This is a genomic window from Xylophilus sp. GW821-FHT01B05, assembly GCA_038961845.1.
In the GTDB taxonomy this organism is placed as follows: Bacteria; Pseudomonadota; Gammaproteobacteria; order Burkholderiales; family Burkholderiaceae_C; genus Xylophilus.
Map to the genome: position 1 here is coordinate 4825163 of CP152408.1, position 23330 is coordinate 4848492.

The following is a 23330-nucleotide window of genomic DNA, read 5'->3' on the forward strand; positions in this document are numbered from 1 at the left end:
GGATCACCCGATGAAACACAATGTCAAAAACGATCACACCCAACTGCCACTCACGGGGGTGAAAGTACTGGACTTCGGCCACACGGTCATGGCGCCCACCTGCGGCCTGATCCTGGCGGATCTCGGCGCGGAGGTCGTGCGCATCGAGCGCGTGGAAGGCGATCCGACGCGTAACCTCAAGGGCTTTGGGTCGGGGTTTTTCGGCTACCTCAACCGCAACAAGGAAAGCGTTGCGATTGATCTCAAGAATTCGCTCTCGCGGCCCGCGCTCGAGCACGCCTTGCAGTGGGCAGATGTCGTCATCGAGAACTTCGGACCCGAGGTGATGGACCGCCTGGGCTACGGCTATGCGCAGGCGAGCCACATCAATCCGCGGCTTGTCTACTGCTCGCTCAAGGGCTTTCTTCTCGGGCCGTACCAGGGAAGACCTGCGCTGGATGAAGTGGTGCAGATGATGGGCGGGCTGGCCTACATGACCGGCCCGGCCGGCCAGCCGATCCGCGCTGGTGCCTCCATCGTGGACATGACCGGAGGCATGTTCGGAGTCATCGGCATCATGGCGGCCCTGCGTGCCCGCGAAACCACCGGCCGGGGCGCGTTCGTCACGAGCGCCCTGTACGAGACCACCGCGTTCCTAGTGGGCCAGCACATGGCCATGGCGCAGTTCGGCGACACGCCGGTCGTACCGATGCCCGAGAGGACCCAGGCCTGGTGCCTCTACGACCTCTGCCACTGCGCCGACGGCCAGATGTTCATCGGCATCACCAGCGATGCACAGTGGAAGCGGTTCTGCATCACGTTCGGGCTCGAGGAACTTCTGGACGACCCACGCTTGGCGGACAACACGAGCAGGACCCGCGAGCGGCCCTGGCTGATTCCTCGCCTGAACGAAACCTTCGCAAAGCTCCCGATGACACGCCTCGAGGCTCTTTGCAAGAAGGCCGAGATTCCATTCGGGCCGGTCCGGACTCCCCTGGACCTGCTCGAAGACGAGCATCTGCGCGCCAACGGCTCGCTGCTGGAGGTCACGGTCGGCGACCACAGCGCCCGCGTACCGGCCATGCCCTTCCGCATCGATGACCAACGGCCGGCGGTTCGCCTGCAGCCGCAGGGCGTGGGTGCGCAGACCGCCAAATACCTTCGCACCTGGGGCCTCTCGGATGCGCAGGCGAATGACCTGTTCAGCCAGAACGCCGTGGCTGGACCTCATTAGCCAAAAAGGTCGATTCAGTTCCCCCTACAGCAAAAAAGGAGACAACCCCATGAGCCCACTGAACCGCCGCAGCTTTCTTGCAGCTTCCGCACTCCTGTGCGCCCCGCCGCTAGTTTTCGCGAACGAAGCCTTCCCGAGCAAACCAATTCGCTTGACCACGCCGAACTCCGCGGGCTCGGGAGCGGACGGCATGGCGCGGCGACTCGCGGATCACATGGGCAGAGCGCTGAAGCAATCCGTGTTCGTCGAAAATCTTCCGGGCGCCGGCGGCTTGATGGGCTCCGAGAACCTGCTGCGCTCGGCGCCCGACGGCAGCACCATCGGCCTGATCAGCTCCAACTACGTGGTGTTTCCTCATCTGTACAGGAAGTTCGCTTTCGACGTAGTGAAGGACATGACTCCCGTCGCGGGTGTAGCCTCCTCACCTATGGTGCTGGTCGCGCGCGCGGACCTCCCGGTGAACAACGTGAGCGAACTCAAGGCGCTGGCCCTGAAAAGCCCGGGCAAGTTGACCATGGGTTCTTCGGGCAACGGCACGATCCTGCACCTCATGGGCATGTACATGCAGGAGAAGGGGCAGTTCACGCTCACCCACGTGCCATACAAGGGCGTGGCTCCGGTCGTGCCCGATCTGGTCAGCGGCACCATCGACGTTGCGTTCTTCTCCTATGCGAGTGTCGAAGGCCTCGTGAAACAGGGCAGGCTCAAGCTCCTTGCGGTCTCGAGCGCAAAACGCTCGCCCGCCATGCCCGAGGTGAAGACCCTGGATGAAGTCTTTCCGGGCTGCGTTCTCGAAGCCTGGTACGCCGTCATCGGCCCCCAGGGCATACCGCCTGAAATCGCGCACAAGCTCAACGAAAGCATCACCGCCATCGTGCAGTCCGAGTCCTTCAAGGGCCAGATCGCCGCGGAAGGTGCGGTGCCCATGCCCATGGCGCCCGACGCGCTGCTGGCTTTCATGAAGGCCGAGTTCATCAAGCACGGCGCACTGGTGTCGCGCTCCGGTGCGGTCATCCAGTGAAGGGGCCAGCCATGACCGCCCGCACCCTCTTTGAGAAGCTGTGGGATCAGCATCACATCGTCGACCTGCCGGGCGGCGAAACGCTGGTCCACATCGACCGCCATTTACTGTACGAGATCACGAGCCCTCAAGCGTTCGACGGCTTGCAGCAGGCGGGCAGACGCGTGCGCAACCCGGAACTGACTTTTGGCACCACCGACCACCTAGTCTCGACGCAGCCCCATCGCGGCGACGAGACGGTGGAAGGCGGGGCCTTGCTGATCCGCGCGTTCCGCGCCAGCACGCTCGCCCACGGAATCCGGCACTTCGATGTGCAGGACGCCCAGCAAGGGATTGCCCACGTCATCGCGCCGGAGCTCGGCATCGTCTTGCCCGGCATGACGGTGGTCTGCGGCGACAGCCACACCGGTACCGTCGGTGCGCTGGGCGCCTGGGCCTGGGGCATCGGTACATCGGCCGTGGAACAGGTGCTCGCGACCCAGACGCTCGCGGTACGCAAGCCGAAGACGATGCGCATCGTGATCGACGGCGAACTGGCGGCGGGCGTGACGCCAAAGGACCTCATCCTTTACCTGATCGGAGAAATCGGAACCGCAGGCGCGACCGGCTATGCCCTCGAACTCGCGGGGCGCGCGATCTCCAGCATGCACATGGAGGGGCGCTTTACCCTCTGCAACATGGGCGTGGAGGCTGGTGCGCGCACGACATTCATCGCGCCCGACGACATCGCCTTCGACTACATCCGTGGACGCGAGTACGCCCCCAAGGGCGAAGATTTCGATCGCGCGGTGTCGGCCTGGCGAAGCTTGGTCACCGACGACGGCGCGGTGTTCGACAGGGAGATCCGGCTCGATGCGGCCGCTGCCGCTCCTCAGATCACCTGGGGCACCAGTCCGGAGCAGGTCATGCCCATCGACGCGGCCGTGCCCGACCCTTCGCTGCTCTCGCAGGTCGAGCAGCGCGGAGCCGCCGAGCGTGCACTCTCCTACATGGGACTGGAAGCCGGAGCCTCCTTGCTCGGGCTGAAAGTCGATGCCGTCTTCATCGGCTCTTGCACAAACAGCCGGCTGTCGGACCTGGCGGCGGCGGCGGAAGTCGTGCGCGGGCACAAGGTGGCAGGTCATGTCAGGGCATTGGTGGTGCCGGGCTCCATGACGGTCAAGCGTGAAGCGGAAGCGCAGGGCCTGCACCACGTCTTCCTGGACGCCGGCTTCGAGTGGCGAGAGCCGGGATGCTCGATGTGCGCCGCCGTCAACGACGACTTCGTTCTGCCCGGTGCACGTTGCGTCTCCACCTCGAACCGGAACTTCGAAGGGCGGCAGGGACCGCGTGCGCGCACCCACCTGGGAAGCCCGGCGACCGCAGCCGCCGCAGCGATCGCCGGCGTGATCACTGACGCTCGACGGATTGGAGACAGGCCATGAACCCTTTCACCCAATGGCGAGGCATAGCCGCGCCCATGCCAAAGGCCAACGTGGACACCGACGCGATCATCGCCGTCCAGCATGTCTACACGCTGAAGAAGTCGGGCTTGGGCGCCTACCTGTTTCATCGGTGGCGATTTGCGCCGGATGGATCGGAGATAGCAGACTTCGTGCTGAATCGCGCACCGTTTCGAACGGCTTCGATCCTTGTCGCCCGATCGAATTTTGGGTGCGGCAGCTCACGCGAACATGCGGTCTGGGCGCTGGCCGACTTCGGCATTCGCTGCATCGTCGCGCCGAGCTTCGCCTCCATCTTTCATGAGAACTGCATTCGAAACGGCATCCTTCCCGTGAGATTGGACGAGGAGATCGTCGACCGTCTTCTGAACATGCTCGAGCGCAATGAATGCAAGGAAGTGGCAGTGGATCTCAGGGCATCCCGGATCACCCTGCCCGACGGATCCATGAACGCTTTCGCGCTTGACGAAGCTCAACGCGAGATCCTGCTCCAGGGGCTGGACTCCATCACCGCCGCGGAGCGGCACAAGAGCGACATCACGGCCTTCCAGCAGCGGGACCGTCAGGTGCGTCCGTGGATCTGGCGTTCAAACAGCTGACTCGTCGAAAGAACCCATGCATATCACCATCACCGAAGTCGGCCCCCGCGACGGCCTGCAAAGCGAGAAGACCTTCATTCCTACCGCCAGGAAAGTGCAGATCATCGATGCGATCTTTGCATCAGGCATACGCTCCGTTGAAGCAACCTCGTTCGTCTCACCTTCCGCAGTTCCGCAGATGTCGGATGCCGCGGAAGTATTGAGGCAGATCCAGAGGCCGGAGCATTCAGTGGTGAGCGTGCTCGCACCCAACGTCAGGGGCGCACATAGCGCCATCCGCGCTGGCGCCGACGAACTGGTCGCGTTCGTATCGGCCAGCGAGACACACAATAGAAAGAACCTCAATCGCAGCGTTGCCGAGTCCCTTGCAAACATTGAAGAGGTCGCTGAACTGGCATCGCAGGAAGGCGTCAGGTTGCGCGCCGCCATAGCCACTGCTTTCGGCTGCCCATTTGAAGGGAATATCGCCGTCGATTCTGTCGTTCGCGTCGCTCGGGCATTCGCTCGCGCGGGGGTAGGGCATTTGACCTTGGCAGACACCACGGGAATGGCCACCCCCAGCATTGTCAGGGCTGTATGCGCAAGCGTGCGTGATGCGGTCCCTGACACGAGAATCTCCCTCCACTTCCACAACACGAGGGGTCTTGGCCTCCTCAACGTTGCCGCCGGCATCGAGCTGCAGATCGATGCCTACGAGTCTTCGATCGCAGGGGTCGGAGGGTGTCCGTTTGCGCCAGGTGCCACAGGGAACGTTTGCACGGAAGACCTTGTGCATTACTTGCATGAGGAAGGCCACAGTACAGGCATCGACCTCGAAACCCTCGTGCAGGCGGCATGGCTGATGGAAGAGACCCTGGGCCGTGCCTTGCCAGGCCAGGTAATGCGCGCGGGCAAGCGGCTGCGGCTTTACGACGCCGGTCAATCACCTGATGCCAAAGCTCGATGATTTTCATTGCCGAGCCTCGACATGGTCAGCGATGGTCCACCGTTGTCTCTACCGCGTTCAAATCCTGAACGCCTGAGCTCGGCCGGATCAGTGATCCGCGACACGGTTCTCTTCTTTCATCATGATCGCCAAGGCCGCGCAATCTCCGCAGGACAGCGAAATGAACATCAATGGCAAGGTTTTCATCGTGACCGGTGGCGCTTCGGGCCCCGGCGAAGACACGGCGCGCATGCTGGCCGCCAACGGCGGCAAGGTAGTGATCGCCGGCATGCAGGCGGAAAGGGCGAAGCCCTTGCCAAGGAAATCGGCGGCGTGTTCCTCAAGTGCGACGTGAGCCAGGAAGTCGATGGCCAGGCTGCCGTGGCCGCTGCGCTCAAGCTCGGCGGCTACGGCTACGTGAACGACTTTCCGCTTGAGCGCATCTACAGCGGCGTGCGCGTGTGCCAGATCTATGAAGGCACTTCGGACATCCAGAAGCTGCTGATCCAACGCGCGTTGGCACAGGGCTAGTGTCGCGTCAAGCGTGAGGTGAAGGATGGGTGCGAAGGCATCGGCGTGCAGCGCAAGGCGCGGGCCGCCGCCCAGGCTTTACGCCTGGGCAAGGGCTGCAACGCGGCGATGCGCGGCGAGGGCAAGCGCACACCGGCAGATCATGCTTGACGCGACACTAGGGCCGGTTGAGATGCTGAGCGCGCTTTGCAATCAAACTTGACTGCTCGGGAGCGCTCAGTCGTACCTGCGATTGCTTCAGCGAATCTTCCATGCGCGAGTTTGGAGAAAGCAAGATGTTAGAAATCCCGAGGACCATGAAACCCAGTGACGATGCTACGAACCTGGCCAAACTTCTGAGAGCCTCACTAGTTGAAGCTCTCCCCCCAGCAAATGTTGGCGAAGGGTGCCCGATAGAGGTATCACCAAGGTCGATTCATCAGCTCGAATCCGTCATACGTGTTTGCTGCTTCAACAGGGTTGCATGGACGCTTGAGAGCGACTTGAAGATCATCGACCATAGAAGGTCGCTCGACGTTGACGTCATTGTCTCTCTAGCCTTCCTAGTCCACAGCCATGAGTTTGGCGAGGAGCCTGCTAGTGCTGACGACTGCCATCCAGGCGCGGCGTCACTGGGACAAGACAGAACAAACCAGTTGTGCTGGAGCAGGCTTTAGAAAAATCAGATTGGCGCGGCCCGTATGAAACTGGGGCGCAACGCTTGCAGCGCGTTCTAGATCGTGGACGCGCAGGGATTTCTCCATGCTGTGGCGGTGACGACAGCCGAGGTGACAGACCGCAAGGGCGCGCTGCAGGCATTCAAACGCTGCAAGTCCTCTCTCACGCAAGTCCACAGCCTGCTGGCAGACGCCGGCTACGCGGGAGAACTCTTCGCGCAGGGCGTGCGCGACATCCTGGCGCTACTGCTCAGGAGAGCGCGAACACGTTCTAAGCCTTTCACCTTCCGTAATTCGGGCCCGGGATTTGCTTATTACAAAACAGACGATCGATTGTCAGACAATCCATCCACAATCCGAGCTCCTTACCTTGAGGCCCCTGCATGAGCGATCCGATCATTCGAATCACAGGCTTGAACAAGCACTTCGGTGATAACCACGTCCTGCGCGGCATCGACCTTGATGTCCAGAAGGGGGAAAAGATTGCAATCCTGGGCGCCAGCGGCTCCGGCAAGAGCACGCTGCTGCGCTGCCTGAACTTCATGGAGATGCCCAGCGCCGGCCGCATCGAGCTGGATGGCCAGGTGATCGGCAAGCCCGCCCGCTCGTCGAGTCCCACTGATCTGCAGATGAGCTACACCACAGGCGAACTCTCCGAAGTCCGCAGGCGCGTCGGCATGGTGTTCCAGCAGTTCAACCTGTTCCCGCACATGAGCGTGCTGGCAAATGTCATGGAGGGCCTGGTGACGGTCCTTCGGCTGTCGGTGGGCGAGGCCAGGGCCCGCTCCATGGCTCAGCTCGAAAAGGTTGGCATGGCGCACAAGGCCGATGCCTATCCCGGCCGGCTATCGGGCGGCCAGCAACAGCGCGTAGCCATCGCCCGTGCCCTGGCGATGGACCCTGAGGTTCTGCTTTTCGACGAACCCACTTCGTCGCTGGACCCTGAACTTGTGGGCGAAGTGCTGAACGTCATCCGCGACCTGGCGCAAGAGGGCCGGACCATGCTGCTCGTCACCCACGAAGTCGGGTTCGCCTACCACTACGCCGACCGCGTTCTGTTCCTGGCCGACGGCCAGTTCTACGAAACCGGCACCCCTGACCAGGTACTGAAGCATCCGCAGCGGGAACGCACACAGCGTTTTCTGGAGCGCTTCACCGCTTTCAATTTCTGAGCACCCCATTCAAACCGAGCCGCCCCATGCAAGCATCCCCTCAAGCCTCGACGACGAGTTCACAGTCCTACCTGCCCGATGAGCGAAATGCGCAGGTCCTGGTCTACGTCAACGGCGAATTCGTTCCCCGCGCCGAAGCGTGCATCTCTGTCTTCGATGCCGGCTACGTGTGCGGCGACGGCGTCTGGGAGGGCGTGCGCCTGGTCAAGGGCAAAGTCGTCTCCTTCGATGCGCACGTGGATCGCCTGCTGGAAGGCGCACGCACGATCCAGATGGACATTGGCCTGTCCAAAGAGCAGATCAAGGCGGTCATCACCTCGACCTTCGAGAAGAACGGCATGAGCGATGGCGCCCATGCACGGCTGATGGTCACACGCGGCATCAAGAAAACGCCCAACCAGGACCCGCGCTTCATCATCGGCGGCCCCACCCTCGTCTGCGTGGCAGAACACAAGGTCGTCACGGCCGAAGCCAAGAAGCGCGGCTTGAATCTGTTCACCTCCACCGTGCGCTGCAGCGCGCCGGACGTGTTCGACCTGCGGCTGAACTCGCACAGCCGGCTCAACCTCATCCAGGCCCTGATCCAGGCCATCAACGCCGGTGCGGATGAGGCCATCATGCTCGACCCCATGGGCTTCGTTTCGAGCTGCAACTCGACAAACTTCTTCATCGTGCGCAAGGGCGCGCTGTGGACGTCCTCCGGCAAGTACTGCTTCAACGGCATCACCCGGGCCACGGTGCTGCGTCTTGCGCGCGAGGCCGGCATACCGGTTTTCGAGGGCGACTTCACGCTGGCCGACATGTACAACGCCGAAGAAGCCTTTGTCACCGGCACGCTCGGTGGCATCACTCCGGTCTCACGGATCGACGGACGCACCATCGTCGGCGGCGCAGTCACCGCGCGCCTGGACACGCTCTACCGCCAGTACATCGGGCAGATCGAGTGATCGATCACCCCAACAACTCCGCTTCGCACCTACTTCTCAAGGAACAGCAATGAACCTCTCCCTTCACCGCTCGGGCATGCGCAGACTCTTCGCCATCGCCATGTCCGTTCTTCTCTCATTCGCGGCAACAACGGGCTGGGCGCAAACCAACACCCTGCAAAAGATCAAGCAGGCCGGCGAGCTCAAGATTGGCGTGGCGCAGGGCGATCCCTGGTACTACCGCGATCCTGCTACGGGCACCTGGACCGGCCTGGGCGTCATGATCGGCCAGACCATCGCCAAGGACCTGGGCGTCAAGCTCGTGCCGGTCGAGACGACCTACGGCAACAGCGTGGCCGCACTGCAGGCCGGCCAGATCGACGTGATGTTTGTGCTCGACGCCACCGATGAGCGCAAGAAGGCGGTCGACTTCCCGACCAAACCGCTGCTCTGGTACGCGCAAGGCGTGCTGACCAAGGACAGCCTGGTGGCCAAGAACTGGAGCGATCTGGACAAGCCCGAGATCAAGCTGGGAGTGGCGCTCGGCACCGCCACCGACCGCGACCTGACCAAGCGCATCCCGCAGGCCAAGCTCGAGCGCTTCACCAACACCGACGAGACAATTGCCGCATTCATGTCCGGCCGCGTTGACGGCATCGCCTTCTACCACCCCGCGCTCGTCATCGCGTACTCGAAGATCCACAAGGGCAAGGTGCAGATTCCCCAGCCCGTCGTTGCGCTGCCCACCAGCGCCGGCATTCGCCGCGAGCCGGACACGGCCTTCCGCGACTTCCTCGACGACGAGTTCTCCAAGCTCTACACCTCGGGCCAGACCCAGGCCTTGTACGCCCAGTACTTGAAAACCAAGGGACTGGACGCAGCCACCCTGCCTGGCGTGACCAAGGAAGCACTGGAAAGATAAGCGTGGCCCGAGAGGAGCTCTGAGATGAACTACGAGTGGGACTTCGGCGCCGTCTGGGCACACCGCGACATGCTGCTGGCCGGCGCCTTCGGCACCTTGAAGATTGCGGCGGTGGCGATCCTGATCGGCGTCGCCATCGGCGCGGTGCTGGCAAGCATGCGCTTGTCCAAACGCCGCTGGCTCGAACTCCCCGCCATCTGGTTCACCGAGTTCTATCGCAACACGCCGCCGCTGATTCACTTCTTCTGGGCCTTCTATGGCCTGCCGGTGTTGATCGGCGTGAGCCTCGACCCTTACGTGGCGGCCATCATCGCGCTCTCGACGCAATCCGGTGCGTTCTACGCCGAGGTGATCCGCGGCGGCGTGGTCTCGGTCGAGCGCGGCCAGTGGGAGGGCGCCCGCGCGATCGGCATGAAGCCGGCGCAAGTCGTGCGCCGCGTGATCCTGCCGCAGGCGGCGCAGCGAATGCTCCCGCCATTCCTTGAGCGCTCCTTCGAGCTGATCAAGACCACGGCGCTGGCCTCTACGCTGGCGTATTCCGACCTGATGTACCAGGCGATGCAGGTCAACTCGATCACCTTCCGGCCGCTGGAGGTCTACACCTTCGTGGCGGGCACCTTCTTTGTGTCGCTGCTGTGCCTGAGCTTCCTCGCGCACCTGCTTGAGCGGCGCCTGTCCCGCTTCACCCTCCTTCCCGCGAGCTGATCGGCCATGGACTTCACCTGGGATTTCTCGTCGGTCGTCCAGAACTATCCGGTGCTGCTGAAGGGCGTGGGCATGACTGCGCTGCTCTGGATCATTGCCTTTCCGCTGTCGATGCTGATCGGCTTTGTCCTATCGCTGGGTGCGCGCTCGCGCTTGCGCGCGTTGCGCGCACTCACGCGGGTGTACGTCGAAGTGTTTCGCAACACGCCTGTGATCATCCAGTTGATCTGGTTCTTCTACGCATTCCCGATCCTGACAGGCTACCAGCTCAGCCCCATCACCGCGGCCTTGTGCGGCCTGATCCTCAATGCCTCGGCCTACTGCTCGGAGATCTTCCGTGGCGGGATGGCCTCGATTCCCAAAGGCCAGTGGGAAGGTGCGCACGCCGTCGGCATGAGCCACGCACAGGCGCTGCGGCGCATCATCGTGCCGCAAGTGCTGGTGCGCATGCTGCCGGCCTTCACCAACCGCGGCATCGAGCTGGCGAAGAACACCTCCATCGCCTCGGTCATCGCCGTGCAGGAGCTGATGTACCAGGGCCGTGCGCTCAGCTCGGTCTACTACCACCCGCTGGAGGCGCTGACGACGGTCGCCGTGATCTACTTCGTGCTGATCTATCCGGGCGCGTTCTGGGCCTCTCGCTTCGAGAAGCGCTTCGCGCTGCGCGCCTGATGCCGAGCACGCCCCACGCGGCCCACCAGCCTCACTGAAGACATGTCCACCCTCCCCACCTTCCAGCCCATTCCATCGGTCACCAGACGAGACCACGTGGCGGCAGCGCTGAAGAAGTCCATCCTGGCCGGGCAGATCCCGCCCGGCACGCAACTGGTCGAAAGCGGCCTTGCCACCCAGTTCGGCGTCAGCCGCGGCCTGCTGCGCGAAGCCATCCGCGAGCTGATCGAGTCCGGCCTCGTGGTCAACCGGCCCTACGCCGGGACTTTCGTGACAGACATCAACGAGCAGATCCTGCGCGACGCCTACGAGGTCCGCCGCGTCCTCGAACGGCAGGCCTACATCAGCCTCTGGCCACGCCGCGATCAGGCGTTTCGAGACGAACTGCAATCACGCTTCGAGCTGATGATGCAAGCCGTGGCGAGCGATGACCTCACCGAAGAAATCAGGGCAGAGGCGCACTTCCACGGCCTGGTCTATGAGCGATGCGGCAACCATCTCATGCCAGCGCTGTGGCAGCAGATGACGCAGAAGATCCAACTCGGCTTCGCCATCTGCCAGATTTCGCATGCCCCCAAGCTCGACTTCGAGGAAAACCATCGGAGGCTGCTCGAGCTGACGCTAGGAGACGATCTCCACGCGCTATTGGAAGAACTCGACATTCACCTCAATCGTGGTCTTGCCACCATTGAATTCACGTCTCGCTCTGCCAGCAAGCCGTCTGTCTAGCGCCCGGCATGAGAGGGCGCCCCATCGCGATTCAGCTCTTGGCCGAGTTCAGCGGCCGAGATGCCGGTGCACGATACAGGCTGCGCTCACCGTAGAAAGGTGAACATGCTTCGAACCGGACTCATGAAATGAGGCCGCACGCGCTCGCTCCAGGCCGTCCCGCGGACGGTCAACCACTCGAAGGATGCCGTGGTCTGTTCCGCAATGAGGTCGTAGCAAGCCAGTGATTGCAGCTCGTCATCGTTGTTCCAGAAACGTTGAGCGCGCACGCAGCCCGGAACACCGGCAAGTCCAGGAAGGTGCTCGTTGTCGTACCAACACTGCAGTTCGATCTCCCAATCGGGCTCAGGCGTCATTTCCACAACGTAGTGAAAGAGCGCGAGCTCATGCGAGCTGGCGCCGGCAAGGTCCTGCATCAGCGTCAGGCGCGAGGCCGTCACCGAGGCGCCGTTGCATGCCGCCCTTGCGTCCTCCGCCAGCGCATCCAGCGAGCGCCGCGAGAACGCTGTCCGGTTCGGCAATTGCAAGTACACGTACGCAATGCCAGCGTGCGCCGACCAGGCACGCCGGGCCACGGTGCAATTGAGCTTTTCATGGATGCGCGTTCCGGCCCATCGCTCATCGAATGGTTCAACTGGATCCGATCGCCCGCCAAAGCGCAGAAGCACGACGTCGGTTGGTACTTGATCAAGTGACATAGGCAGACCCCGGTCAACCAGGGAATCGATACAGGGCCTGGGGGTTACGCACCAGCAATTGCTCCAGATATCGCGCATCCGGAGCAATGCGGTCCAGCGCATCCACCAGCCCGCCGTCATCCGGAATATGGGTGTGGTTGGGATGCGGCCAGTCGGTGCCCCAGATGCTGCGTTCCGGAAAGCGCTCAACCAGGATGCGCGCCAGCGCTTCTCCCCGCGTGTACCGCTCGGCCGGGGACGCATGTGCATCGATACGGTCGATGCCGCTGACCTTCACATGAAAGCGCGGATTCTCCAGAAGCCGCAGCAGCGCCTGGAAGTCAACGCTCTCCGGTCCGCGCGCAGCATCGACCCGACCCATGTGGTCGATCACCACAGGCACCTGGCTGCGTTGGAGTGGCGCAGCCAGCTCATGCACCAGTTCACTTTCGAAATGCACCTGCAAATGCATTCCCACAGCGGCCAGACGCGGCGTCAGTGCCAGCACCGCGTCCACGCTTGCACCGTTTGCGATATGCCGCATGAAGTTGAAGCGCACGCCACGGAACCCTGCCAGAGCCAGGCGCTGCAGTTCGGCATCGGACACATCGGGCTCGACCAGTGCGATGCCGAGATAGCTGCCTTTTCCGGCTGCGATGGCGTCCTCGACGACGCGGTTGTCCGTGCCGTGCGTGATGGACTGAACGATCACGCAGCGCTCGATGCCCATGGCACGGTGAAGAGCGAACAGGGTCTCTTTCGTCGCTTCCAGCGGCGTGGCACGGCGGTTTGCGGCATAGGGAAAGCGGGCCACCGGTCCGAACACATGGACGTGGCTGTCGCATGACATCGGCGGCACCCGAAGCTGCGGGGGCGTTGGATGTTCGAGATAGGTCCTGACCGGAAGGTCTACTTCAGCAGTTGCGGCATGCATGGCAGTGTGTTGTTGTGGTGCTGATGGCGTCTTGTCGGTCACGCCGTGTTCTCTATCTAGTGCGAGATATTCAATGCCACGAGGAAGCGCGACACCATGTTGTAGGCAGCGATGGTGGCCACGACTTCCACAGTACCTTGCGCATCATGGCGGGCGTTCACCTGGTCCATCAGTTCCCCAGGGACCTTCACGTCACGCGTCATGCGGTCGGTCAGCTCCAGCAGCAATCGCTCTTCTTCCGTGAAAACTGCGCCGGGCGCGGGTGCCCGCAGTGCGTCGATCTTTTCCTGTGAGAACCCGGCTTTCAGTGCATGCGGCACATGGGCCTCGAACTCGAAGGCCGCTTCGTTGAGGACGGCGACGCGCAGGATGATCATCTCGCGCAGATCGGCGGGCAGGCCCGTCCGGTTGCGCACGGCAGTCAGCATGGATTCCCAGCCGGCCGCAATGCTCGGGCTGTTGAGCAGCACCTGATAGAGCAGCGAGATGCGGCCGCGCTCGGCCAGGATGCGAGCCTCGACATCGGCCAGTTCGGGACAGGTGCCAGGCGCGACCAGCGGAACGCGTATATGGCTTGTGCTCATTGATCGACCTTGACGTTGCGAGACTTGATCAGCGCGGCCCACTTGTCCGTGTCCGCCTTCAGGAGCACCGCCAGTTCCTGGGGCGTGGACGTTCGAGGTTCGGCGCCGCCGCGCAAAAGCCTGGCAGCGACGTCGGGGTTGGCGATCGCATCGCGCACAGCCTTGTTCAACTGCGCCACCACTGCCGGCGGCGTCTTGGCGGAGACGAACAGGGCATACCAGTTGTTGGTGTCGACCGCCTTGATGCCCTGTTCCTCGAAGGTCTTGACCCCCGGCAAGGCCGGATGCCGCTTGCCGGACGCGATCCCGATCGCCTTGAGCCGCCCTCCCTGGACGTGGGGCATGATGGCCGCGACGTCGGCAAACACGCCCTTGACCTGCCCGCCCATCAAGTCGGTGAAAGCTGGCGCCATGCCTTTGTAGGGGACGTGAAGAAACCGCGCGCCGGTGGACTCCTCCAGTTGGATCAAGGCCAGATGCGGGATGCTGCCGGAGCCGGACGAGGCCATGGGCGTGGATTCCCTGCGGGCCTTGGCCGCCTTCACGAATTCCGCGGCATCCGTCGACGGATCGCTCGCCCCGACCACCAGCACTTCCACATTGTTGGCCACGAGCGAGACCGGTGAGAACTGGCGTTGGGTGTCGTAGGGAGGTTTATCGAGCAAGGATGGATTGATGGCTGCGGCGCCAACGCTGGTGATCCACATCGTGCTGCCATCCGCTTTCGAGCGCAAGGTTTCGAGGGCACCCAACGCACCGTTGGCGCCGGGCTTGTTGTCGACGATCACCGGGCGCTTGAGTTCACGGCCCAGCTGCTCGGCCAGGGTTCGCGCCACGAAATCGACCGGCCCGCCGGGGCTGAACGAGGTCACGATGCGAAGCGGCTTGCCGCCGTTCTGCGCGAAGGCAAAGGGCGCGAGTGAGAAGGCCACGGCGGCCAGCAGGATGTGTCGCTTGTTCACGTTCTGTCCCCTTCTTTTTTTGCCGCCTCAATCGCAACGGGCCGTCATGCCGCCGTCCACGACCAGTTCGGTGCCTGTGACGAACCGGGCCTCGTCGCTGGCCAGGTACAGGGCGGCGCTGGCCGTGTCGCGGCCGTCCCCCATGAAGCCGAGCGGGATGCGCTTGACGCGCGAGGCCAACAGGGCCTCGACATCCCCGCCGCTGCGCTGTCCGGCCAGCCGCACCTCCACCATCGGGGTATGCAACTGACCGGGCACGACCGTGTTCACCCGCACCCCGTCCGGCGCATGCTGGACCGCGACCACGCGCGACAGATGGATCACACCAGCCTTGCTGGCCGCATACGCTACCTGGGCACTGCCGGTCCAGCGCAAGCCCGAGGTAGAGGCCACATTGACGATGGCGCCGCGCTTGCGCTCGACCATGTGCGGAAGAACGTACTTGCAGGTCAGGAACACGCTCTTGAGGTTGATGTCGATCTGGCTGTCCCAGGCCTCTTCGCTCAGTTGCACCGGGCCGCCTGCGGCAGAGCCGCCCACGTTGTTGATCAGGATGTCTGGCGCACCGTAGGTTACGAGGCACGCCTGGACCATGGCCTGCACACTGGCGGCGCTGGTCACGTCGCAAATGCAGGAAGTGATGGAAGCGGCCGCATCACCCGCAAGAGACAAGGTCTCGGCCAGGCGGTCGGCATCGCGGTCCACCGCGAGCACCCTCGCCCCCTCTTGCGCCAGCCGCGCGGCCATGGCACGGCCATTGCCCCATCCGGCGCCCACGCAACCGGCGCCGGTCACGATCGCGACCTTGGATTCGAACCTCTTCATCGTTGCTCCTCGAGTCCCCGGCCCGCCGGGTAAGCCGCAAGTCTGCGCAGAATGATCCCAAAGTTAAACAGAATGGCATCTATACCAGATATGCTTTAGTCCTATGGACCTGAAGCAGCTGGAATACTTTGTCGCCGTCGTCGAAAAAGGGAGCTTCAGCCGCGCGGCCGCGGCGCTGAACCTGGCGCAGCCGAGCGTCAGCCGCCAGATCGCACTGCTGGAGCAGGAACTGGGGCAGCGCCTGCTGGAACGCACCGGGCGAGGCGTCACGCCGACGGAAGCCGGACAGGCACTGCTGGCACATGCACGCGTCATGCTCAACGCTGCGGCACAGGCCATGTTCGAAATCAAGGAGATGAGCGCCGAACCGGCGGGCAAGGTGGTGGTGGGGCTGCCGAATCGCGTGGCCAGCGGCCTGTGCGTGCCGCTCATCCGCGGATTCCGCCAGCAACTGCCCAATGCCATGCTGTCGGTGGTGGAGGGCCTGAGCCTGTCCCTGCGCGACGGGCTCCTGGCCGGGCGCATCGATGTGGCCGTGCTGTTCGATCCAGCGCCCACGCCGCTGCTGACCTATGAGCCTCTGATGCGAGAGCGACTGCTGCTCGTCGCGCCCGCCGGCCATCGCTTGCCGGAACGGGTGACACTGGCGGCGCTGTCCGACTTCCCGCTGATCCTGCCTGCAGCGCCCAATCCCATCCGAAGCCTGGTCGATGCCGTGCTGCTGCCGCGCGAGATCGGCCTGAACATCGTGGCCGAAGTGGGCGCGGTCCACACCGCATTGACATTGGTCGAAGAAGGCATCGCCTGCTCCATCCTGCCCGAGAGCGCCCTGAACCTCAGCCCTCGGCACAAGAATGTGCAGGTCGCGCCGATCGGCCCTCCGGCGATGTGGAACAAGTTGGTACTGGCGCTTCCGACAGCCCGCCCCAACAGCCGCCTCATGCAGGAGACCGCGAAGCTGTTGCGTGCGCTGGATTTCCGCATGCATCGGTCGGCCTGATCGATCCTCGGGAAGCGACCTCTCGGCGGCGTCGCGCCCGCATGCGCGTGCCCCGGATCAGAAGTCGATGCGGATGCCCGCGTCCTTGACGGCCTTGCCGATCTTGACCAGGTCGTCCGCAATCAACTGCCTGAACTGCGCCGGACTGGACTTCGTCGGAACGAACGACAGCTCGGCGAACTTGGCCTTGAGAGACGGGGCGTCGACCGCCTTGGTGATTGCGCTGTTCAGCTGCTGCGTGATCTCCGCTGGCATGTCGGCGGGGCCCCAGATGCCGTACCACGACAGCAGTTCGAAGCCGGGCACGCCGCTTTCCGCCAGCGTGGGCACATCCGGCATGGAGGGGACACGCGTACTGCTAGTCACCGCGAGCGGACGCAGCCGGCCACCGTGCACAAAGGGAGCGACGCCGGGCATCGGCGAGATGGCCGCGGAGACATGGCCACCGATGACGTCCGTCAATTGCGGCACAGCGCCCTTGTAGGGAATGATCTCCATCTGCAGGCCCAGTGCCCGGTTGACCATCTCTTCACTCAGGTGACTGGTCGTGCCCAGGCCGGACGTTGCCCAGGTGTACTTTCCCGGGTTGGACTTGGCCAGTTGCACGAACTCCTTCATGGTCTTGGCCGGTACATCGTTGTTGACGGCGACGATCAGCGGCACGTATCCGATCTGCCCCACCGGCGTGAAGTCGCGTTGCGCGTCGTAGGTCTGCTTGGCAACCACCAGCGGCAGGTAGGCCTGGCTGGATGCGTTGAACAGCAGCGTGTAGCCATCGGCCTTGGCTTTCTTCACATGCATCGCCCCCAGAAGACCAGAAGCACCCGGCGTGTTCTCGATCACGATGGGCTGTCCCAGCTGGCGCTGCAACTGGTCGGCTACCAGCCGCCCCACGGTATCGATCGAGCCGCCCGGCGTGTAGGGAATCACCATGCGGATCGGTTTGTTCGGATAGGTCTGTGCGTGTGCGAAGGCACCGATGGACAGCGCAGCTCCCACAAGCGCGAGTCTCCGGACCGAGGGATAGAGGTTCTTGAGCAAGCTTGTCTCCTGAAGTTTGGACGGCCTATGTGTCGCTGCGCGCATCGCAGACACGTCTGGTGAATGACGCGATTGCGTCGGCCATGGCCTGCGGCTGTTCCGGTGCCATGGCGTGGCCTGCGTCACGGATCACCTGCACCGTCACCCGGTCTCCCAGGCAAGGCTTCATGACGTTGGGGATCACAACGGCATCGTGTTCGGCCTGCAGGTCCAGGATGGGCACCTCGGTGCCGGCCGAAAAGTAGTCGTCCACCGGTGTCATCCGACGCGCATGGCTTTGCGCTTCGTGCGCCGCTGCGCTCCATCCGTCCAGCCACACGCGAGGGTCGTGCCCTGGTGCAAAGAACGCACGCTGCAGGCAATCGATCCGCTGTGCCTCAGGCAAGCCGGGATCACCGGCGCCGTCAATCGCGTCGCGCAGTCGGCTGTAGGGCTTCTCGCCCGACCCTGGCGGCAATTTGCCCGCGGACGCTGCGGCCATGACGACCCCGCATACGAGGTCAGGGCGATCCGCTGCAAGCGCTCGCGCCGGCTGGCTGCCCCAGGCATGGCCCACGACCACAATGGGCCCGGTGCGTTCATGGTCCAGGACAGCGGCCACGTCGGCGGCGAAGTCATGCATGTCCAGGGATTGCATCGGCCCCTCGCTGCGACCGATGCCGCGCGGTTCGGGTCGAATCACCCGAAAGCCTTCCTGCGCAAGGATTGCAGCGACCACGTCGTAGTCCCGGCCCGACCGGGCGAGAGAAGGAAGAATGCAGATCACCGGCCCGCGCCCCTCGTCGGCGTACTCGATACGGACCTCGGCCCCATCGCGTGCCGGGCGATAGGTGACCAGCTTGCGCGCCACGGGGGCTTGCGATGCAGCTTGTGCAGTCATGTTGTGTGTCTCCATGACCAGAGTCTTGCCGGCAACATGATCAAGCGTAATCACATGGCTTCTATAGCAGCTATGTTTTTCTGCTATTCACAAGACCCATTGCGAAATGTCTTGCGCCCGTCGCTCGCATGCAGTCTCAGACCCATCCCTTTCAAGGTCCTGTGATCTGTTCGGTAGCACTCGTGTTTTGCTGACGGCGGCAGCCGGGCCGAGCACAGCGATGGCCCGTGTGGCTGTCCCGGGTCCCCTCGGGATGCGCCGAGGAGCGCAGCGGCAGGCGGATCAGGGATCGCCCTTGTTTGCCGAAGGCGAGTTCCGCAGAGCAGTCTGCGCAGCAGACCGCCACAGTGGGGTCGCCTTCTCTTTGGGGACTTTCTCTTGGGCGTTCACCAAGAGAAAGTTACTCGCCCGCCGGGGCGAACTCCCGGCACCCGCCGCCTGCAAGGCAAGCCGCCAAGGGATATCTCAAAGACCTTGAAAGGGATGAGTCTCAGACCGCGAGCCCTTGCAGGTCCTTCGCTCGATCCAGGCCCCAGATGTTCTGCAGCAGCGTCTGCGCGCGCTCGGTGCCGATCACCGGTGCCGCCAGTTCCAGAAACTTGTCTGCCAGCTCCGCGTCCGACAGCGGCAGCTCAGGGTCACCCTTGCGGTCGGGTTGTAGCCAGGCGTGGCGCTGGCCGCCGGCGGTCTCTATCTCCACACGGGCCGAACGGCGGCCCGGGAACGCCGCGTCGAGCGCCGGATCGACCACCGCCGTGATGCGGGCCATCATGGCGCGCGTGTCAGCATCCGCCAGCCGCTCGGGCGTGTAGGCCGCAAGCCGCACGCTGCCGTGCACCAGCGCCGTGGCCACCACGAAGCGCAGGCTGAAGCGGGCTTCGTTGTCGGTGCGCGGGTCTTCGTGGCAGGCGATGTCCAGCGCAGGGCCGTAGGTCGCCACACGGACATGGCGAATGTCCGAAGCGCGCAGGCCGTGCTGGCGCGCCAGTTCCAAAGCGCCGTCGATGGCGGCAAAGGTGTGACCGCAGCCGATGTGGTTCTTGAAGGTCAGCCGCGTGATGTGGAAGTCGCGCCCCAGCGTGTCGCCCACCTTCGACCAGTCCGGCCCGTCGCTCATGGCGCGGCCGAAGCCAGCCTCGCCGTCGAGCACGTCCAGCGAGCCCGTCACGCCCCGCGCAGCCAGTTGGGCCGCGAACACGCCGCTCTCGGCGGCGCGGCCCGCATGCAGGGGCTTGGACATGGAATCCATGCGGAAGGCCTGTTGCAGGCCGGCAGCGAAGGTCGCGGCCGTGGCCAGCGCATGGGCGAAGGGCTCTCCCTGCAAGCCGAGCAGTCCGGCAGCGGCAGAGGCCGCCCCGAAGCTGCCTACCGTGCCCGTGTTGTGCCAGTGGCGATAGTGCGGCCGCCCCATCACCACGCCGATGCGGGTCGAGACCTCGTAGCCGAGCACCACGCCACGCAGGAAGTCCAGCCCGCTCGCGTCGCCATCCTGCGCGATCGCCAACGCAGCAGCCACGGTGGCCGCGCCCGGGTGGTACATGGCGTCGCGAAAGCTGTCATCCACCTCCGCCGCATGGGCCGCCGTTCCGTTGAGCAGCGCCGCAACGCGGGGCATCGCGCAACGACCGTCGGGCAGGCGTGCACGGCCGCGGTCCAGGTCGTCCGCCAGCAACGCGCGCAGTTGCGGCATCGGTGCCACCGCCAGGCCCGGAAACAGTGCGGCATACCAATCGATCACCGCGCGCTTCGCGTGGTGCAGTACTTCTTCGTCCAGTCGGGATTGGCGGAATTCGGCGGCGTAGCAGGCAAATACTTCGGTGGCGTACATGGAGATGTCCGATGGGTTCATGAGGGAAAGAGGAGGAGCGCGCAGATTCAGTCGGCGGTGATCCCGGTGAGTTTGATCAACTGGAGCCACTTCGCCTCTTCCGCGCGCTGAATGCGCAGCGCATCAGCAGGGCCGTTCAAGGTAAGTACCAGGCCTTCGGCCTCGGCGCGGCGCGTGAAGCCCTCGCCCTGGCTGGCACTCTGCACGGCCGCGCTCAGCCTATGGATGGCAACTGCGGGCGATCCTCCAGTCGTAAACACGCCATACAGCACGTCGGCCTCGTAGTCGGGCACGCCCGACTCGGCGAAGGTAGGGACATCCGGCAACAAGGGGGAGCGCTTGGCACCCGTTACGCCCAACGCCCGCAGCTTTCCAGTCTTGAGGAAGGGCGCCACGCTGGGCAGGGTGCCGAACATCAGGTCGATCTGCCCTGCCAGCGTATCGGTGATCGCGGGGCCGGCTCCACGGTAAGGCACATGGGTCATCGTCAGTCCTGCTCTACTCTTGAGCAGTTCGGCGGCCAGGTGAGTACTGGTGCCATTGCCCGCCGAGCCATAGCTCAGACGACCCGGCCCGGAGCGCATGCGCGCCAGCAGATCCTTTGCAGAGCGGATAGGGCTTGCGGCGCGCACAACCGCCACGTTAGGCGCAACCCCCAACAGCATGACCGGCACCAAGGCGGTCGCTGCGGCGTATGGCAGCTTGGGGTAGAGGCTCGGCACGATGGCAATGGCGCTGGTAGTCAACAAAAGGGTGTGGCCGTCCGGTGCGCTTTTGGCTACCAAGTCGTTGCCGATCACCGTGCCGGCCCCCGCCTTGTTCTCGACAATCACTGTCTGGCCCAGTTCGCGCGACAAACCGTCGGCCAACGCCCGCGCCATCGCATCGGTGCCGCCGCCCGCAGGGAAGGGCACGACCAACCTGAGCGTCTTGCTCGGAAAGCCCTGCGCGCCGGCCGGCGCGGCAAGGCCCATGGCGGTCATGCTGGCCGCAGCGGCCCACTGGCTCAGTATTCTTCGTTGCATCGCGTGTCTCCTTTTTGAAGGCCGGCCAAGGCTGGCGCGGTAGCGGCCCAACGCGCGGCGAACGGCATCGCACATGAATGCGTGACGGGGCCTGCAGCGTTTCAGCGGGGCTTGATCTGCACACCCACGGTGCCGTCCAGGAACATGCGCAGCGCGCGATTGAAGCGCTCGGGCTGCTCGATGCAGCTCATATGCGCCGCATCGCCAATCACGACCAGGGTGGAGTCGGGCAGATGCCGATGCATTTCCAGCGAAGCGGCCAGCGGCGTGCCGATGTCGTGCTCACCCACAATCACCAGCACCGGGCAGGCGATCCGATGCAGTTCGGCCGTGGTCTGCACGGACGCGATGGCCGCGCAGCAACCCGTCCAGCCCTCGACACTGGTACCGGCGATGACTTGTGCAACGCCAGCCACGATGGCGGGCTCCGTCGTGCGAAAGGCGGCGGTGAACCAGCGCCCGATCGCCGCGTCCACCAGCGGCCGCACGCCCTGCTCCCGCGCCACGCGAATGCGCTCGTCCCACACCGACTGCGGCGTGGCGCCGTGCTGGCTGGTCGTGTCGGCCAGCACCAGCGCCTGTACGCGATGCGGGTACTTCAGTGCGAAGGTCTGGCCGATCATGCCGCCCATCGAAAAGCCGACCCAGGCGGCCTGTGCGATGTTCAGGTGATCCATCAATTGCGCTGCATCGTCGGCCAGTTCACCCAACGTGTAGGGCGCAGCGCCAGCCCCGCTGCGTCCGTGCCCGCGCGTGTCGTAGCGCAGCACGCGATAGCGTCCGGCCAGGGCTGCCAGTTGCGGATCCCACATCGAAAAGTCGCAGCCCAGCGAGTGCGACATCACAAGCCACGGGCCCTGCATGCCGTCGATGGCGTAGTGGATGGCCGGCGCGCCGGCGCGTTCGAAGGTGCTCATGTCTTGCCGTTCATTGAGGCGCGATGTGGGCCGCCTTGGCGATACGCGCGTACTTGCTTACCTCGGCCTCTATCAGCTTCTGGAACTCGGCAGGCGTACCGGCCGCCACCGCCACACCCATGGTTTCGAGTTGTCTCTTCACCTCTGGCAGGCGCAGGATGCCGGCGATGTCCTTGCTCAGTTGCGCCAGGACGGGCGCCGGCGTCTTGGCAGACGCCAGCAGTCCGTACCAGAAGCTCCATTCATAGCCCGGAACGCCGGCCTCTGCGACGGTGGGCACCTCGGGCATATCGGCAATTCGCCGGGAGCCGGTCACCGCGAGCACGCGCACCCTGCCCTCTTTCACCATGCCCACCGCCGACACATAGGGCGCGATGTGGAACTGCACGCGGCCAGCAATGGTTTCGGTCATGGCCTCGCCCACGCTCTTGTACGGAATGTTCACCGCCTCGATGCCCGCCTGCTGGCAGAACAGGGCCGCGGCGAAATGCGAGCTGCTGCCCACGCCCGCCGAGGAGTAGCTCAGCGAGCCGGGGCGCGCCTTGGCTCGCGCCACCATCTCGGCAAGGTTCCCGGCCGGCAGGCTCTTGGGCGCAACGATCAGCGCTGGCCCATCGCCAATCAGCGTGACGGGTGCGAAGTCGCGCAGCGTGTCGTAGCCCGGGTTGCTGAAGACGGCCGGTGCAGTTGCATGGGCCGGCGATACGCTCAGCAGCGTGCTGCCGTCGGCGGGCGCGGCCAGCACCGCCTTGGCCGCCAAAGTGCCCCCGACACCGGTCTTGTTCTCGACAACGGCAGGCAGCTTCCAGCGTTCGGAGATCGTGGCGGCGATCAGGCGCGCCGCCGCGTCGGGTACGCCGCCAGCACCGAAGCCGACGAGGAAGCGGTAGCTGGACAGTGCCGGCGCGGGCAGGTCTCCAGCAGCAGAGACGTGGGACCAGGCAGGGGCCACTGCACAGGCTGCGCTGGCGGGTAGCCATCTCAGCAGTGCGCGGCGGGACGGGTCTTGAACGAAATGCAAAGGCATGAAAGTCTCCTGGGTTGTCGCTGCCTTGAGGCAGTCTTGGGCTGGCGTGGCGCCAGTTGTCCAAGTCGGGGCGGGGGGATCAGCACGGCTCGCGCGCCGCCTGGTGCCGATCTGCGC

General features: G+C 64.2%; 24 protein-coding genes and 3 pseudogenes. 16 read left to right on the top strand and 11 right to left on the bottom strand.

Annotated elements, in window-relative coordinates:
• Positions 1-10 precede the first annotated feature (10 nt).
• The 15 genes and pseudogenes from AAFF27_22570 to AAFF27_22640 all read left to right on the top strand — a co-directional run bounded on the left by AAFF27_22570 (position 11) and on the right by AAFF27_22640 (position 11513).
• Positions 11-1213 (top strand): CoA transferase, encoded by a 1203-nt coding sequence (locus AAFF27_22570; GenBank protein ID XAH22749.1) that lies wholly within the window; start codon positions 11-13, stop codon positions 1211-1213.
• 49 nt (positions 1214-1262) lie between these two features.
• The gene (locus AAFF27_22575; protein XAH22750.1) at positions 1263-2234 is read left to right on the top strand and encodes a tripartite tricarboxylate transporter substrate binding protein; all 972 of its coding nucleotides are present in this window, start codon (positions 1263-1265) and stop codon (positions 2232-2234) included.
• An 11-nt stretch (positions 2235-2245) separates the two neighbouring features.
• Entirely contained in the window at positions 2246-3658 is a 1413-nt protein-coding gene (leuC, locus tag AAFF27_22580) for a 3-isopropylmalate dehydratase large subunit (protein ID XAH22751.1), read from the top strand.
• Complete coding sequence (leuD, locus tag AAFF27_22585; GenBank protein ID XAH22752.1) at positions 3655-4275, top strand: 3-isopropylmalate dehydratase small subunit; 621 nt, start codon at positions 3655-3657, stop codon at positions 4273-4275. The genes leuC and leuD overlap by 4 nt, the downstream gene beginning before the upstream one ends.
• 16 nt (positions 4276-4291) lie before the next feature.
• On the top strand, positions 4292-5221 hold the full coding sequence (locus AAFF27_22590; GenBank protein XAH22753.1) for a hydroxymethylglutaryl-CoA lyase: 930 nt from the start codon (positions 4292-4294) through the stop codon (positions 5219-5221).
• 160 nt (positions 5222-5381) lie between these two features.
• Positions 5382-5605: pseudogene (locus tag AAFF27_22595) on the top strand (SDR family NAD(P)-dependent oxidoreductase).
• Positions 5600-5731, top strand: a pseudogene (locus AAFF27_22600) (acyl-CoA dehydrogenase family protein). The pseudogenes AAFF27_22595 and AAFF27_22600 overlap by 6 nt, the downstream one beginning before the upstream one ends.
• Positions 5732-5749: 18 nt before the next feature.
• Entirely contained in the window at positions 5750-5881 is a 132-nt protein-coding gene (locus AAFF27_22605) for a hypothetical protein (GenBank protein ID XAH22754.1), read from the top strand.
• A gap of 487 nt (positions 5882-6368) precedes the next feature.
• Positions 6369-6675, top strand: a pseudogene (locus tag AAFF27_22610) (transposase).
• Positions 6676-6770: 95 nt separating this feature from the next.
• On the top strand, positions 6771-7559 hold the full coding sequence (locus tag AAFF27_22615; GenBank protein ID XAH22755.1) for an amino acid ABC transporter ATP-binding protein: 789 nt from the start codon (positions 6771-6773) through the stop codon (positions 7557-7559).
• Between the two features lie 26 nt (positions 7560-7585).
• Positions 7586-8506, top strand: a complete 921-nt coding sequence (locus AAFF27_22620) for an aminotransferase class IV (GenBank protein ID XAH22756.1) — start codon at positions 7586-7588, stop codon at positions 8504-8506.
• Between the two features lie 49 nt (positions 8507-8555).
• Entirely contained in the window at positions 8556-9407 is an 852-nt protein-coding gene (locus tag AAFF27_22625; GenBank protein ID XAH22757.1) for a transporter substrate-binding domain-containing protein, read from the top strand.
• 24 nt (positions 9408-9431) lie between these two features.
• The gene (locus AAFF27_22630) at positions 9432-10112 is read left to right on the top strand and encodes an amino acid ABC transporter permease (GenBank protein XAH22758.1); all 681 of its coding nucleotides are present in this window, start codon (positions 9432-9434) and stop codon (positions 10110-10112) included.
• 6 nt (positions 10113-10118) lie between these two features.
• Entirely contained in the window at positions 10119-10784 is a 666-nt protein-coding gene (locus AAFF27_22635) for an amino acid ABC transporter permease (GenBank protein ID XAH22759.1), read from the top strand.
• 42 nt (positions 10785-10826) lie between these two features.
• A complete protein-coding gene (locus tag AAFF27_22640; protein XAH22760.1) occupies positions 10827-11513 on the top strand; it encodes a GntR family transcriptional regulator in 687 nt (228 codons plus the stop codon).
• A gap of 86 nt (positions 11514-11599) precedes the next feature.
• Here the strand turns inward: AAFF27_22640 and AAFF27_22645 are convergent, their stop codons facing one another.
• Genes AAFF27_22645 through AAFF27_22665 form a run of 5 tightly spaced genes read right to left on the bottom strand, consistent with a single transcriptional unit; the run spans position 11600 to position 15495 of the window.
• Entirely contained in the window at positions 11600-12211 is a 612-nt protein-coding gene (locus AAFF27_22645; protein ID XAH22761.1) for a hypothetical protein, read from the bottom strand.
• Between the two features lie 13 nt (positions 12212-12224).
• Positions 12225-13124, bottom strand: coding sequence for an amidohydrolase family protein (locus AAFF27_22650; protein XAH26302.1), 900 nt, complete (start codon positions 13122-13124; stop codon positions 12225-12227).
• A 56-nt stretch (positions 13125-13180) separates the two neighbouring features.
• Complete coding sequence (locus AAFF27_22655; GenBank protein XAH22762.1) at positions 13181-13708, bottom strand: carboxymuconolactone decarboxylase family protein; 528 nt, start codon at positions 13706-13708, stop codon at positions 13181-13183.
• A complete protein-coding gene (locus AAFF27_22660; protein XAH22763.1) occupies positions 13705-14670 on the bottom strand; it encodes a tripartite tricarboxylate transporter substrate binding protein in 966 nt (321 codons plus the stop codon). The genes AAFF27_22655 and AAFF27_22660 overlap by 4 nt, the downstream gene beginning before the upstream one ends.
• 27 nt (positions 14671-14697) lie before the next feature.
• A complete protein-coding gene (locus AAFF27_22665) occupies positions 14698-15495 on the bottom strand; it encodes an SDR family NAD(P)-dependent oxidoreductase (protein XAH22764.1) in 798 nt (265 codons plus the stop codon).
• A gap of 103 nt (positions 15496-15598) precedes the next feature.
• Here AAFF27_22665 and AAFF27_22670 point away from each other — a divergent pair, with 103 nt between their 5' ends.
• Entirely contained in the window at positions 15599-16495 is an 897-nt protein-coding gene (locus AAFF27_22670; GenBank protein XAH22765.1) for a LysR substrate-binding domain-containing protein, read from the top strand.
• Positions 16496-16552: 57 nt separating this feature from the next.
• Here AAFF27_22670 and AAFF27_22675 read toward each other — a convergent pair whose 3' ends face one another.
• From AAFF27_22675 to AAFF27_22700, 6 genes are all read right to left on the bottom strand, one after another.
• Positions 16553-17428 carry a tripartite tricarboxylate transporter substrate binding protein gene (locus tag AAFF27_22675; protein XAH22766.1) on the bottom strand — a complete coding sequence of 292 codons (876 nt, stop codon included), beginning with the start codon at positions 17426-17428 and terminating at the stop codon, positions 16553-16555.
• 133 nt (positions 17429-17561) lie between these two features.
• Complete coding sequence (locus AAFF27_22680; protein XAH22767.1) at positions 17562-18416, bottom strand: alpha/beta hydrolase; 855 nt, start codon at positions 18414-18416, stop codon at positions 17562-17564.
• Between the two features lie 490 nt (positions 18417-18906).
• Positions 18907-20244, bottom strand: a complete 1338-nt coding sequence (locus AAFF27_22685) for an MmgE/PrpD family protein (GenBank protein ID XAH22768.1) — start codon at positions 20242-20244, stop codon at positions 18907-18909.
• A 47-nt stretch (positions 20245-20291) separates the two neighbouring features.
• Complete coding sequence (locus AAFF27_22690; protein ID XAH22769.1) at positions 20292-21269, bottom strand: tripartite tricarboxylate transporter substrate-binding protein; 978 nt, start codon at positions 21267-21269, stop codon at positions 20292-20294.
• A 101-nt stretch (positions 21270-21370) separates the two neighbouring features.
• Complete coding sequence (gene pcaD / locus AAFF27_22695; GenBank protein XAH22770.1) at positions 21371-22186, bottom strand: 3-oxoadipate enol-lactonase; 816 nt, start codon at positions 22184-22186, stop codon at positions 21371-21373.
• Between the two features lie 10 nt (positions 22187-22196).
• A complete protein-coding gene (locus AAFF27_22700) occupies positions 22197-23213 on the bottom strand; it encodes a tripartite tricarboxylate transporter substrate-binding protein (GenBank protein XAH22771.1) in 1017 nt (338 codons plus the stop codon).
• Between the last annotated feature and the right edge of the window lie 117 nt (positions 23214-23330).